Raw genomic sequence first — 13407 nt, forward strand, 5'->3', positions numbered from 1 at the left:
GAAGCCCACCAATATATCAGTGATTTCGCTCAACTGCAAAGTGGGATAATTGTAGCAGTGCATCCTTGAAAATGGAAGGGGGCAGCACCGAAATCGCGTCGATCGCCAGTCGGGCTTCGGCTTCGGCATGGCGGCGGGTTTCTTCCAGCGCACCGGTGGCCTTGATCGCTGCCAGCACGACGGCGAAATCGTCACGGCCGCCGTTCTCGATGGCGCCGCGCACCAGCGCGGCCTGCTCGGGCGTGCCGTGGCTCATGACATGGATCAGCGGCAGCGTGGGCTTGCCTTCGGCCAGGTCGTCGCCGAGGTGCTTGCCGGTGTCGGCTTCCTCCGCGGAATAGTCGAGCACGTCGTCGATGAGCTGGAAGGCCGTGCCGAGGTGCATGCCGAATGCGGCGAGGCGCTGCTCGGTATCCGCGTCCGCACCGCCGATGATGCCGCCCAGGCGGGAGGCGGCTTCGAACAGCTTGGCCGTCTTGTAGCGAATCACGCGCAGATAATCCTCGATGAGGACATCTGCGTTGTGACAGTTGAGCAACTGGAGGACTTCGCCTTCGGCGATGATGTTGGTGGCGTCGGCCAGCACGCGCATCACGTGCATGTTGTCCACCCCGACCATCATCTGGAAGGCGCGGGTATAGAGGAAATCGCCCACCAGCACCGAAGCCGCGTTGCCGAACATGGCGTTGGCGGTCTTGTTGCCGCGGCGCAGGTCGGATTCGTCGACGACGTCGTCGTGCAGCAGCGTCGCGGTATGGATGAACTCCACGACCGCAGCCAGCTCGTGGTGATGCGTCCCCTTGTAGCCCATCGCCCCGGCGGTGAACAGCACCAGAGCCGGACGCAAGCGCTTGCCACCGCTATGGATGATGTATTCCGCGACCTGGCGGATCAGGACCACGTCTGAATGGAGACGGCTGCGGATGGCCGCATCCACCGCCTGCATGTCGGCGGCGATCGGCGCAAAAAGCTGCTTGACGGACAAGGCGGACACGCTGGCGGAAAAAGTCTGGATGGTAGGCGCCCGCGTCGACTCGCGTCAAGCCGCGCGGGCGACCTGTTCCCGGCACCTTGCTAGTGGCTGGCCAGGGCGCGCGCCACGGCGTTGTCCAGCGCCTCCTTGGCGGCCTTGCTGTCGGCCCACACGCCGGCCAGCTCCTCGTCGAGGATGCGGCGCACGCGCCCGCGCTCGACCACCGGCTGGGCACCGGATTCGGCCGTGGCCGGCTTGTTCGTGAGCTGCCCGACGGCCACGCGCACGTTGTCGAGGTCGTCGCCCAGCAGTTCGCTGGTCGATGCCAGCAGGCCCGCGCGGTTCAGCGGCAGATAGCCGGTCTCGCGCTGCCAGGCGACCTGGTTCTGCGGCTGCAGCCAGAACGCGATGAAACGCGCGACCGCCTTGTATTCGGCCGGCTTCTTGCCCGCAGAGGCCCATAGCGCCGGACCGTCGGCAATGGTGTTCTGGGGTGCGCCGGGGAAATCGTCGTAATACGGCAGGCGCGACACCGCGACATCGACCTTGCCCTGGCGGCGGAAATCGGCCCAGCTCGACGACGGCGCCGCGATCACCGCGCAATCGCCGCTCGCGAAACGCTGCTCGGCTTCGCTGTTCTGCTCGAAGATATGCAGATAGCGCGCCCGCGACCAGCTCGCCATCATCGCCACGTGCTTGACCTGGAACATGCCGTTGAAGGATGGCGCCATCGTCTGCGCCTTGCCCTTGCCCTGGGCCTTGGTGACGGGCTGGTTGTGCCAGGCGCTCAGGTTCTCGACCATCACGCGGCCCGGCTCGGCCACGGTGTAGGGGCAGGCATGGCCGGTATCGGCCAGGCGGCCGAGCGTTTCCTGCAGTTCGAACCAGGTCGCCACCGAAGGCGCGTCCGCGTTCACCCCCGCCTTGCGCAAGGCCTCGCGGTTGAGGAATAGCACCGGGGTCGACAAGCCGACCGGCAGCGCCAGCAACTGGCCCTTGGCGTTGACCGGCGTGCGCGTCATCATCGCGGGCGGGCGCAGCGTCTGCAAGGGCACGCCGGCATCCTTCATCAGCGCGTGCAGCGCCTTGTAGCGAGGCTTGCCGGCAACGAATGCCTCTTCGTCCTCGCCTTCGAGGATCAGCATGTGCGGCGAAGCGCTGCGCCAGTCCTCATCGGACAGCACCACCCTGGCGCTTTTTTCCTGCGCGTTGAAGCGCTCGACCAGTTCCTGCAGCGCCGCCGCCTTGCTTTCGGGCAGCCGGTGGAAGAGCTGGATCTGCAAGCCGGCATCCGCTTGCGCCGCAGGCATGGCAGCACCGGACAGAAGGGCGGCAAAGGCAATGACTGTCGTCTTGAAACGTTTGATATCCATGGACCTGGGGCAAAAGGAAAACGGCGGGAAAGAGGAAGGGCGGCAGAAATCAGTTAACTGAAAGATTATAGAGTGCTCCTGATGTTGCTGACGCAACATCGCACGCCTTCGCGCCAGACCTTCAAGATATGGCGGGCAATGCCGTTAAGCCCTGCCATAGCCCGTGCACATTCCGACCAGCCATGCACAAACACGCCCTGCCCTCCGCACTTGCGAAACGCTCGCTCGCAAGACTCCTGCTCGCCGCCTCGCTGACGATGACCGCCGGCTGCGACGTACTGGGCGAGTTGCTGGAAATTCCCAATCCTGCACGCGAACAGGCGGCGAAGGAAGCCGAGGGGCGTGCGGTCGGCGGCGCCTGCCGCCACGCCGGGCGCTCGCTCGAAGACTGCTACGCACTCAACCCCTCATCCGAGAAGGCAGCGGTGTTCGCCGGCTGGCGGGACATGAACGATTACATGATGGAGCACAAGCTTGACACCGTTCCATCGGTGCTGGTGCCGGAAGCCCGGCAGGCCGCGCCCGGCACGGCCGCCTCCCCGGACGGCGCCACGGCGCCCGCACAGTAGCGGCGCCACTGCCCCTGGCGGGCCGCAGGGCTTATCATCCGCACTTTCCCCGCATTTGCTCCCATTTCGCGATGGGTGCGCGCCCTTCATCTCCCCTGCCTGCCGATGACCCAACACACACCTGCCGCCGGCCTGCCCTGTTCCGGCCTGATCGGCTATTGCCGCGCCGGTTTCGAGAAGGAACTGGCCGGCGAGCTCGACGATCTGGCCGCCGAGGCCGGCCTGATCGGCTTCGTCCGTGCCCAGCCCGACACCGGCTACGTCGTCTTCGAGACCTTCGAGCCCGTTCCGCTCGGCAGCTTCGGCGCCGCCACCGACTGGCGGCGGCCCTGCTTCGCACGCCAGTTGCTGCCGTATTTCGCCCGCGTCGAGGGTCTGCCCGAGCACGACCGCGCCACGCCGATCGTCGACGCGGTCAAGGCCTCCGGCCAGCGCTTCTGCGGCGTGGTGCTGGAAACACCGGACACCGACGAGGCCAAGCAGCGTTCAGGTTTCTGCAAGCGCTTCACCGAGCCCTTGACCAAAGCGCTGGAGAAGGCCGGCTGCCTGCGCAGCAGCCGCACCGGCCTGCCGGTGCTGCACGTGCTGTTCACCGACGCCACCACCGCCTGGCTGGCGGCCGGCCTGGACGGCCAGTGCGCGCCCTGGACCATGGGCATTCCGCGGCTGCGGATGCCCTCCAACGCCCCCAGCCGCTCGACCATGAAACTGGCCGAAGCCTTCATGACGCTGCTGGAAGAAGGCGAGCGCGACAACATCCTGCGCGCCGGGCAGCGCGCGGTCGATCTCGGCGCCGCGCCGGGCGGCTGGACCTGGCAACTCGTCCATCGCGGCCTGCGGGTGACCGCGATCGACAACGGCCCGCTGCGCGACAGCGTGATGGCGACCGAGATGGTCGAGCACCTGAAGGCCGACGGCTTTACCTGGCGGCCGCAGCGGCCGGTCGACTGGATGGTGTGCGACATGGTCGAGCAGCCTTCGCGCATCGCCTCGCTGATGGCCGAATGGATCGCCACCGGCAAGTGCCGCCATACGATCTTCAACCTCAAGCTGCCGATGAAGCGCCGGCTCGAAGCCGTCGAGCAATGCCGCGAGCTGATCCGCAAGCGGCTCAACAGCGTCGGCCCCTTCGACCTGCGCATCAAGCATCTGTACCACGACCGCGAGGAAGTCACCGCCTTCCTCACGCTGAAGCGCTGAAGCCGGCCCCGACCAGGCAAGGTCCGGCCGGGGACGGCCCGGCCCTGCCGCAGGCGAAGCCCCTGTCCCGTAACGATTTTCCGTGCGGTGTATAATCCGGGGTTTCGCAATCAGGCGGTCGGCTGCCGGCCGCATTCAACGCAAAGGCGCCCATGAGTTTCGCCGATCTCGGCCTCATTCCCGAACTGCTCAAAGCCGTCACCGACGCCGGCTATTCCGAACCCACGCCGATCCAGCGCCAGGCCATCCCGACCGTCATCGCCGGCCACGACGTGATGGGCGGCGCCCAGACCGGCACCGGCAAGACGGCCGGCTTCACGCTGCCGCTGCTGCAGCGCATCGCCCGCCACGCCAACACCAGCACCTCGCCCGCCCGTCACCAGACGCGCGCGCTGATCCTGGCGCCGACGCGCGAACTGGCGATGCAGGTGTACGAATCGGTCAAGACCTACAGCAAGCATCTGCCGCTGCGCTCGGTGTGCGTGTACGGCGGCGTGGACATCAAGCCGCAGCAGATGGAACTGCGCCGCGGCATCGAAGTGGTCATCGCCACGCCGGGCCGCCTGCTCGACCACGTCGAGCAGAAATCGATCAACCTGTCCCAGGTCGAAGTGCTGGTGCTGGACGAAGCCGACCGCATGCTGGACATGGGCTTCATCCCCGACATCAAGCGCATCCTCGCGCTGCTGCCGGCCAACCGCCAGAGCCTGCTGTTCTCCGCCACCTTCTCGGACGAGATCAAGAAGCTGGCGGACCAGATGCTGAAGAATCCGCAGCTGATCGAAGTCGCGCGCCGCAACATGGTGTCGGAAACGATCACGCACGTCGTACACCCCGTCTCGTCGGGCATGAAGCGCAATCTGCTCGCCCACCTGCTGCGCCACCAGCCGGACACCCAGGCGCTGGTGTTCGTCGACACCAAGATCGTCTGCGGCAGGCTGGCCCATTTCCTGGAGCGCAGCGGCATCTCGGCCGACGCCATCCACGGCGACAAGAGCCAGCAGCAGCGCACCGAGACGCTGGAAGCGTTCAAGAGCGGCAAGCTGCGCGTGCTCGTCGCCACCGACGTCGCCGCGCGCGGCATCGACATCGACGAACTGCCCTACGTCATCAACTTCGAACTGCCGCACACCGCCGAAGACTACGTGCACCGCATCGGCCGCACCGGCCGTGCCGGCCACAAGGGCAATGCGGTGTCGCTGGTCAGCACCGAAGAGAAGCACTGGCTGGCCGAGATCCAGAAACTGATCAAGCTCGAGATTCCTCAGGAGATCGTGCCCGGCTTCGACCCCGAGCCCGAGTTCTTCGAAGCCGGCAGCCGGTCGCGCGGCCGCCGTGCTGCAGCCGCCGCCGATGGCCAGCGACCGCCGCGCCAGGGCGGGACGCGCCAGCCCGCCGTGCCGGCGGCACGGACCGGCCCCCGCTCGCGTTCGACGGTCGCCGCGGACGGCTTCGATTTCAGCAAGCCTTACCAGCCCGCAGCGTCGTCGTCCGCCTCCGAGCACCCGGCTGCCGATGCCCGCCCCGACCCCCTGCGCCGGCCCCAGCGGCCGATCGCGGTTCTGCTGGGCGGCCTGGGGCGAAAATAGCCGCGACTCCGGCGTCTATTTCCAGATCGGCGATGACGGGGGTTCAAGTATTCTGATGGCGATGCCGTAGATCACCACACCACCACCTCAGACCTTGTTCCCCGTGAATCTTCCCGGACGCCCGTCTTCTTCGCCGCAGCACGAACCTTTCGTTGCCGACCTCTCGGAAGGCGCCGAAACGGGCGTCTACCTGGCCCTGCTCGAGCTGATCGACGAAGGGCTGCTGATCATCGGCGACGAGTTGATCCTCGACGCCAACACGGCGGCCTGCAAGCTGCTGGAGCGTGACTACCGGGAAATCGCCGGCCAGCCGCTTGCCAGCCTGTTCCCCAACGAGGAAGGTTTTCTCGAAGCGCGCGGCCGGCTCCTGATCCAGGGCGAACGGCGCAGCCAGGTCGGCTTCGCCCTGCCGGACGGGCGCACGCGCGAACTCAAGGTGCTCTGCGCACCCCGGCTGCGCCCCGGCGTCCATGCGCTGGTGCTCAGCCCCACCGGCTCGCGCGCGCGCGCATCATCCCGCCCGGCGTCGCGCACCACTGCGCCCCCGACCGTGCATTTCGCCGCCCATCTCGATCCGGAACACCGGCTTCTGAGCCGCCCGGGCAGCCTGTTCGACGCCACCATATGGCCTGACGCCAGTGCCGGCAGCTTCGAACCCAGACTGTGGCAAGCGCTCGACCAGGACGAGTTCACGCTGAATTTCCAGCCGCTGATCGACACCCGAAGCAAACGCCTGTGCGCCGGCGAAGCGCTGCTGCGCTGGCAGCATCCAACCCTCGGCCAGCTGCCGTTCGGACGTTTCAGGAATGCGATCCACGATCCGCAGCTCATCGCCCGACTCGGCGACTGGGCGCTCAATGCGGCCTGCCGCAGCGCCCGGACGTGGCAGAACGGCAAGGGCCGCAAGGCGCGGCTGACCGTCAACGTCGCCACCGAGCAATTGCTGCACGGCGACTTCGCTGAATGCGTACGGCTGGTGCTGGAGGACAACGACCTGCCACCGGAGCGCCTGGAGCTCGATCTCGACGAGAAAGTGCTCGAAAGCGAGAGCCCGGGCCTGCTGGCCGCCTTGAAAGCGCTGTCGGCAATGGGCGTCCGCCTTGCCATCGACGACTTCGGCCGCGGCCTGTCATCGATCCCGCGGCTGCGCCGCTATCCGCTGAACGCCGTCAAGCTGACGCCCGGGCTCGTCCAGGGCGTGGGCCACAGCGAAGACAGCGAGGCCGTCGTCGAGGCGATCGTGAGCCTTGCAGGCACGCTGGGGCTCGAAGTATTTGCCCGCGGCGTGGAAACGCCCGCCCAGCGCGATTTTCTGAGCGCCCTCGCCTGCCACCTGCAACAAGGCCCCTTGTTCGGCCAGCCGATGACGGCCCACGAATTCTCGCGCTTTTCCGCCTGATACCGACCTGCGTTCGAAGCGGGATTCAGTAGTCGAGCAGCGTCCGGCAGTCTTCGTCGCGCCCGGTCATGGCACTGAAGCGGTTCAGCCGCTCGCGCACGAAATCGTCCGGCACGCGCACATTGGCGCAGAACTCCCGCAACTGCATCGCATAAGCGAGGTTCTGCATGTCCTCGACCGTCTTTGCCACGGCGGGAAAGCGGTAGCCGTCGGTTTTGCGCCATTCGGGCACTTCCGGCTTCGCCGCGGCGGACGCCGGCGCGCCTTCACTCGCCACGGCCGCCGGCTGCTGCGCGGCGGCCGGCAGCAGGACGAAAAACAGGCTCAGGAAAAGCAATGCACGCATGAAGGACATCGGGCCGCAAGCAGGGGTACATTCTCCTGCTTACGGCCCGATGAAGCCAGGCTTTAGCCGGCCGGCGGCTGCCGGCCGGAAACCGCCCGGATCAGGACTCCAGCGCCTTGACGTGTGTGATGACCTGGGCGATCGCTTCCTGCGCGCTGCCGTAGAGCATGCGGCAGTTGTCCTTGTAGAACAGCGCGTTCTCGATGCCCGAGTAGCCCGCGCCCTTGCCGCGCTTGACGACGATGACGTTGTGCGCCATATCGACGTTCAGGATCGGCATGCCGTAGATCGGGCTGCTCTTGTCGGTGCGGGCGACCGGATTGACCACGTCGTTGGCACCGATGACCAGCGCCACGTCGATCTGCGGGAAGTCGGCGTTGATCTCTTCGAGGTCGAAGATCTTGTCGTAGGGCACCCCGGCTTCGGCCAGCAGCACGTTCATGTGGCCCGGCATGCGGCCCGCCACCGGATGGATCGCGAACACCACCTCGACGCCGCCCTCTTCGAGCAACTGCGCCATTTCCCACACCTTGTGCTGCGCGCCGGCCACCGCCATGCCGTAGCCCGGCACGATGGCGACCTTGCTGGCGTAGCGCATCACCGAAGCGGCATCGAGCGCGGAGAACTCCTTCATCGTGCCTTCGATCGCCTCACCCTCGCCACCGGCCGCGCCGCCGCTGAGCGGGGTGAAGATGACGTTGGTAATCGGACGGTTCATCGCCTTGGCCATCAGCTGCGTCAGCAGCGTGCCCGAGGCGCCCACCACGATGCCGGCGACGATCAGCGCCGGATTGCCCAGCACGTAGCCCTCGAAGCCCACCGCCAGGCCGGTGAAGGCGTTCAGCAGCGAGATCACCACCGGCATGTCGGCACCGCCGATCGGGCTGGTCAGGATCGCACCCAGCGCCAGCGCCAGCACGAAGAACAGCACGATCAGGGTCGAGGACGGCGCATCGGCGACGACGATCGCCAGCCCCAGCACCGCGGTCAGCACGGCCAGGCCGATGTTGACCAGGTTCTGGTTGGGCAGCCGGAAGGCGTTCTTCATGATGCCCTGCAGCTTGGCGTAGGCGATGCACGAACCGGAGAAGGCCACCGAGCCGATCAGCGCACCGAGCACCGCCAGCGTCGCCACCACCGGATCGTTGATTTCGCCGCGGGCGAACTCCAGCGCCGCGATCGCCGCCGCCGCGCCCCCGCCCATGCCGTTGTAGATGGCGACCATCTGCGGCATGTCGGTCATCTTGACCGTCTTGCCGCTCCACCATGCCACTGCGCCGCCGGACACGATGGCCAGCACCATCAGGCCGACGTTGTGCAGATCGGGCGTGAAGAAGGTGACGACGGTGGCCGCGACCATCGCGTAGCCCGCCCACACGATGCCCTTGCGCGCCGTCACCGGCGAGCTCATCGCCTTCAGGCCGAGGATGAACACCACGGCAACGATGAAATAGGACGCCTGAATGAACCAGTTCGCCATTTATGCGCCTCCTTCCTTCTTGTTGCCACCCTTGAACATCGCCAGCATGCGCTCGGTGACGACGTAGCCGCCGGCCGCGTTGGCCGCGCCGAGGAACACGGCGACGAAGCCGATCACCAGTTGCACCGGTTCTTCCGGGTCGGCGTGGCCGAGCACGACCATCGCGCCGACCAGCACGACGCCGTGCACGAAGTTCGAGCCCGACATCAGCGGCGTATGCAGGATCACCGGCACGCGCGAGATCACCTCGTAACCGGTGAATGCGGCCAGCATGAAAATGTACAGTGCTGCGTATCCTTCCATCGTGGTCTCCTTACAGCCCCAGGATCTGCTTCACCCCGGCGTGGCGCACTTCGCCCGCATGGGTCAGGCAGGTGCCGGCCACCACCTCGTCTTCCCAGTCCAGCGTCAGCGCGCCGTCCTCGATGAAGGGCGAAATGAAGTTGAACAGGTTCTTGGCATACATCTCCGACGCATGCACCGGCATGCGGCTGGGGATGTTGACCGGGCCGATGACGAGCACGTCGCCGACCCAGCTCTTCTCGCCCGCCACCGTGCCTTCGACGTTGCCGCCGGTCTCGGCCGCCATGTCGACGACCACCGCGCCCGGCTTCATCCTCGCGACCATGTCGGCGGTGACGATGCGCGGCGCGCGCTTGCCGGGAATGGCCGCGGTGGTGATCAGCGCGTCGCACTGCGCCACCGCCTTGGCCAGGCGCTCGGCCTGCCGGGCCTTTTCCTCGTCGGTCAGTTCGCGCGCATAGCCGCCCGTGCCCGCCGCCGACACGCCGGTGTCGACGAACTTGGCGCCCAGCGACTCGATCTGCTCGCGCGTTTCGGGGCGCACGTCGTAGGCCTCGACCATGGCGCCGATGCGCCGCGCGGTGGCGATGGCCTGCAGGCCGGCAACGCCCGCGCCGATCACCAGCACCTTGGCCGGACGGATCGTGCCCGCGGCATAGGTCATCATCGGGAAGAACTTCGGACTGTGGTCGGCCGCGATCAGCGCACATTCGTAGCCCGCCACCGCGCCCTGCGAGGACAGCACGTCCATGCTCTGCGCACGCGAGATGCGCGGCAGCAGTTCGAGCGCGAATGCGGTGATCTGCTTCTCCTGGAGCTGGCGCACGCGCTCGGCGCTGGACCACGGCTGCAGCAGGCCCAGCAGCACGCTGCCCGGCTTGATCGCCGCGATCGTCTCTTCGCTCGGCGGCTGAACGCAGAACACCACGTCGGCCTGCCCGCAGACTTCGGCCGCAGTGTCGGCGAAACTCACGTCGGAGAAGACTTCATCGGGGAAATGCGCAGGCACCCCCGCCCCTTTCTGCAACACTACCTGGGCGCCCTGGCTCAGGTATCTCTTGACCACGTCCGGCACGACAGACAAGCGTCGTTCGCCCGCAGCGGTCTCCGCTAGCACTCCGATCGTCAGAGGCATAGGCCGATCCTCCCTGTTGTTTGACCACATTGCACATTCCGCCGGGCTCACCCGTCGTTATCCTTGTCCTGCAACCTTTCGTTGCAACACCGGCGAACCCCGGACATTAGACGGATTTGCTGCACCACAGCAACAAGGGTGAACCCGAAGTCGACGGGAAATGCGGTGCGGAATTCATCCGCATGCTTTCACCGCGAAGCGTCTGCGGCAGGCGGAACGAGTTTGACGATGGCCAGGGAGATGTTGTCGCCCGCGCCGCCGGCACGCTCCCGCGCCAGCTGGATCAGGCGTTCGGCAGCGATCCGGGGCGGATGCGCCTGGATGGTCGAAGCCATTTCGAAATCGGTGAAGTAGGACCACAACCCATCCGAGCACAGCAGGAAGCTGTCCCCGGCATCGGGCGATTCCGCCACGCCATATTCGATATGCGGCTCGCGTTCGCTGCCCAGGCAGGACAGCAGCACGTTGCGTTGCGGATGCCTGAGCGCGCCCGCCTCGTCGAGCCGCCCCTTGCGCATCAACTCGGCAACCAGCGAATGGTCGCGGCTGCGCGACGCCGTGTCGGTACCGCGGAACCAGTAAAGCCTCGAATCGCCACAATGCGCCCAGTAGGCCTTGCCCTGCTGCAGCAGGAATGCGACGGCGGTGCTGTGCGGGTCCTTTTCGCTGGTGAAGCGGGTGAGCTTGATGACGGTATGCGCTTCGTCGATCACGCTCGCCAGCAGATCCCGCGGCGTCTCGTGCAGCGGCGCGTAGGTTTCGAGGTTCTGCCGGGCGCGCATGATCACCTGTTCGGCGGCCACCGCGCCTCCGCTGTGCCCGCCCATGCCATCGGCCAGCACCGCCAACATGATGCCCGGCCGCTTCGGATGCGCGAAAAGGCCGACGCGGTCCTGCTGTTCCAGGCGGTCGCCGATATGCATGGCGACACAGGTTTCGGCGGAGAAGGGCATTGCGGGCATGCTTGCGGAAGAGACGCTGATCATAGCAACCGCTTTATCACCGCCGCGCGGCACTTCTGCCGGAAACGGCCATTGCCGGCGCATGCTGCGTGACAAAGATCACGCTGGCACGTACGGCGCTGATTGGCATTGACTTTTCCCGCCCGAAAAGCCAGAATGCGCGATTCTTTGCAAACCCATCAACTGGAGCAGCACCATGTACGCGGTGATAAAAACCGGTGGCAAGCAGTATCGCGTTGCCGCTGGCGAAAAGATCAAGGTAGAACAGATACCGGCCGACGTGGGTTCCGAAATCACCCTCGACCAGGTTTTCATGGTCGGCGAAGGCGAGTCCGTGAAGATCGGCACGCCGGTGGTGGCCGGGGCTTCCGTCAAGGCGACCGTGGTTTCGCACGGCCGTCACGACAAGATCAAAATCTTCAAGATGCGCCGTCGCAAGCACTACCAGAAGCATCAGGGGCATCGTCAGAACTACACCGAGCTTCGCATCGAAGCGATCTCGGCCTAAGGCGCAGGAGGTAATCCGACATGGCACACAAAAAAGCTGGCGGCAGTTCGCGTAACGGTCGCGACTCGGAATCGAAACGCCTCGGCGTGAAGCGCTACGGTGGCCAGTTCGTGCTCGCCGGCAACATCATCGTTCGCCAGCGCGGCACCGAATACCACCCGGGCGACAACGTCGGCATCGGCAAGGACCACACCCTGTTCGCGCTGAAGAACGGCACCGTCCAGTTCGCGGTCAAGGGGCCGTCCAAGCGCCGCACCGTGATCATCGTGCCCGAAGCGGCCTGATCGACGGCAGCACGCGCCTTGCAGCATCGAAGCCCTATCCTTGCGGTAGGGCTTTTTCATTTTTGGATCAAGGTTGATCAGGCATGAAGTTTTTTGACGAAGCCCGCATCGAAGTCTTCGCCGGCGACGGCGGCAACGGCGCCGCCACCTTCCGCCGCGAGAAGTTCATTCCCAAGGGCGGCCCCAGCGGCGGCGACGGCGGACGCGGCGGCAGCGTCTATGCGGTGGCCGACCGCAACCTCAACACCCTGATCGACTACCGCTACACCCGCAGCTTCCGCGCCCAGCGCGGCGAAAACGGCGGCAGCCGCGACTGCTACGGCAAGGGCGGCGACGACATCACGCTGCGCTTTCCGGTCGGCACCGTGATCCGCAACCTCGAGACCGAGGAACTGATCGCCGACCTCGACGAAGACGGCAAGAAAGTGCTGATCGCCCGCGGCGGCCGCGGCGGCCTGGGCAACATCCACTTCAAGTCCAGCGTCAACCGCGCGCCGCGCAAGAAGACCATGGGCCAGGAAGGCGAACGCTTCAGCCTGCATCTCGAGCTCAAGGTGCTGGCCGACGTCGGCCTGCTCGGCATGCCCAATGCCGGCAAATCCACCTTCATCCGCAGCGTGTCGGCGGCCAAGCCCAAGGTGGCCGACTACCCCTTCACGACGCTGGCGCCCAACCTGGGCGTGGTGCGCACCGCCGAGAACCGCAGCTTCGTCATCGCCGACATTCCCGGCCTGATCGAAGGCGCTGCCGAAGGTGCCGGCCTGGGCCACCAGTTCCTGCGCCACCTGCAGCGCACCCATGTGCTGCTGCACCTGGTCGACCTCGCACCCTTCGACCCCGAAGCCGATCCTGCCGCCGACGCCAAGGCCATCGTCGAAGAGCTGCGCAAGTACGACGACGCGCTGCATGCCAAGCCGCGCTGGCTGGTGCTGAACAAGCTCGACCTGGTTACGGAAGAAGAACGCGCCGAACGCATCGCTACCTTCCTCGAGGCCTACGGTCCGGTCGAACGCCATTTCGAGATTTCGGCGCTCAAGAGCGAAGGCACGCAGGCGCTGATCTTTGCGCTGCAGGATTTCCTCGACGCCGAACGTGCCCGCATCGAGGCCGAACGCGCCGAACGCCAGGCGGCCGAAGCCGAACGCCTGGCCGCGCTCGATGCCCAGCGCGCCGCTGCCGATGCAGCCTATGCCGCCGAGAGCCTGGATGGTGAAGATGAGGGTGAAGAGGGCGGCCCCATCGACGGCGCTGCGCGCTGACCGCATTCCACCCATCCCATCGTTCTG

Annotated in this window: 14 protein-coding genes; 7 read left to right on the forward strand and 7 right to left on the reverse strand. The window is 66.3% G+C overall.

Features of this window, described 5'->3' with window-relative positions; translation table 11 throughout:
- Positions 1 to 16: 16 nt before the first annotated feature.
- Together ispB and ACNQFN_RS17300 are read right to left on the reverse strand one after the other, a co-directional pair.
- The gene (gene ispB / locus ACNQFN_RS17295) at positions 17 to 985 is read right to left on the reverse strand and encodes an octaprenyl diphosphate synthase (RefSeq protein ID WP_068637148.1); all 969 of its coding nucleotides are present in this window, start codon (positions 983 to 985) and stop codon (positions 17 to 19) included.
- Between the two features lie 89 nt (positions 986 to 1074).
- A complete protein-coding gene (locus tag ACNQFN_RS17300) occupies positions 1075 to 2346 on the reverse strand; it encodes an extracellular solute-binding protein (protein ID WP_418647070.1) in 1272 nt (423 codons plus the stop codon).
- 182 nt (positions 2347 to 2528) lie between these two features.
- Here ACNQFN_RS17300 and ACNQFN_RS17305 point away from each other — a divergent pair, with 182 nt between their 5' ends.
- From ACNQFN_RS17305 to ACNQFN_RS17320, 4 genes are all read left to right on the forward strand, one after another.
- Positions 2529 to 2915 carry a hypothetical protein gene (locus tag ACNQFN_RS17305; protein ID WP_418647071.1) on the forward strand — a complete coding sequence of 129 codons (387 nt, stop codon included), beginning with the start codon at positions 2529 to 2531 and terminating at the stop codon, positions 2913 to 2915.
- Between the two features lie 105 nt (positions 2916 to 3020).
- Positions 3021 to 4115 carry a 23S rRNA (cytidine(2498)-2'-O)-methyltransferase RlmM gene (rlmM, locus tag ACNQFN_RS17310; protein ID WP_418647072.1) on the forward strand — a complete coding sequence of 365 codons (1095 nt, stop codon included), beginning with the start codon at positions 3021 to 3023 and terminating at the stop codon, positions 4113 to 4115.
- A 152-nt stretch (positions 4116 to 4267) separates the two neighbouring features.
- The gene (locus ACNQFN_RS17315; RefSeq protein WP_068637120.1) at positions 4268 to 5704 is read left to right on the forward strand and encodes a DEAD/DEAH box helicase; all 1437 of its coding nucleotides are present in this window, start codon (positions 4268 to 4270) and stop codon (positions 5702 to 5704) included.
- A gap of 103 nt (positions 5705 to 5807) precedes the next feature.
- Positions 5808 to 7103: an EAL domain-containing protein gene (locus ACNQFN_RS17320; RefSeq protein WP_418647073.1), complete on the forward strand. Its 1296-nt coding sequence runs from the start codon at positions 5808 to 5810 to the stop codon at positions 7101 to 7103.
- Between the two features lie 25 nt (positions 7104 to 7128).
- Here ACNQFN_RS17320 and ACNQFN_RS17325 read toward each other — a convergent pair whose 3' ends face one another.
- The 5 genes from ACNQFN_RS17325 to ACNQFN_RS17345 form a co-directional block, all read right to left on the reverse strand.
- Positions 7129 to 7449 carry a hypothetical protein gene (locus tag ACNQFN_RS17325; RefSeq protein ID WP_418647074.1) on the reverse strand — a complete coding sequence of 107 codons (321 nt, stop codon included), beginning with the start codon at positions 7447 to 7449 and terminating at the stop codon, positions 7129 to 7131.
- 100 nt (positions 7450 to 7549) lie between these two features.
- A complete protein-coding gene (locus ACNQFN_RS17330) occupies positions 7550 to 8929 on the reverse strand; it encodes an NAD(P)(+) transhydrogenase (Re/Si-specific) subunit beta (protein WP_418647075.1) in 1380 nt (459 codons plus the stop codon).
- Positions 8930 to 9232 (reverse strand): NAD(P) transhydrogenase subunit alpha, encoded by a 303-nt coding sequence (locus tag ACNQFN_RS17335; RefSeq protein ID WP_068637123.1) that lies wholly within the window; start codon positions 9230 to 9232, stop codon positions 8930 to 8932. It abuts the gene before it with no gap.
- Positions 9233 to 9242: 10 nt separating this feature from the next.
- Positions 9243 to 10367 (reverse strand): NAD(P) transhydrogenase subunit alpha, encoded by a 1125-nt coding sequence (locus ACNQFN_RS17340; RefSeq protein WP_418647076.1) that lies wholly within the window; start codon positions 10365 to 10367, stop codon positions 9243 to 9245.
- 188 nt (positions 10368 to 10555) lie between these two features.
- Positions 10556 to 11320: a PP2C family protein-serine/threonine phosphatase gene (locus tag ACNQFN_RS17345; protein ID WP_418647077.1), complete on the reverse strand. Its 765-nt coding sequence runs from the start codon at positions 11318 to 11320 to the stop codon at positions 10556 to 10558.
- A 205-nt stretch (positions 11321 to 11525) separates the two neighbouring features.
- Here ACNQFN_RS17345 and rplU point away from each other — a divergent pair, with 205 nt between their 5' ends.
- The 3 genes from rplU (at position 11526) to cgtA (ending at position 13380) form a co-directional block, all read left to right on the forward strand.
- Entirely contained in the window at positions 11526 to 11837 is a 312-nt protein-coding gene (gene rplU, locus ACNQFN_RS17350) for a 50S ribosomal protein L21 (RefSeq protein ID WP_068637126.1), read from the forward strand.
- A 20-nt stretch (positions 11838 to 11857) separates the two neighbouring features.
- Entirely contained in the window at positions 11858 to 12121 is a 264-nt protein-coding gene (rpmA, locus tag ACNQFN_RS17355) for a 50S ribosomal protein L27 (RefSeq protein ID WP_068637127.1), read from the forward strand.
- A gap of 83 nt (positions 12122 to 12204) precedes the next feature.
- Positions 12205 to 13380: an Obg family GTPase CgtA gene (gene cgtA, locus ACNQFN_RS17360; protein ID WP_418647078.1), complete on the forward strand. Its 1176-nt coding sequence runs from the start codon at positions 12205 to 12207 to the stop codon at positions 13378 to 13380.
- Positions 13381 to 13407 lie beyond the last annotated feature (27 nt).

This window comes from Thauera butanivorans, from assembly GCF_048398245.1.
GTDB classification, from domain to species: Bacteria; Pseudomonadota; Gammaproteobacteria; order Burkholderiales; family Rhodocyclaceae; genus Thauera; species Thauera butanivorans.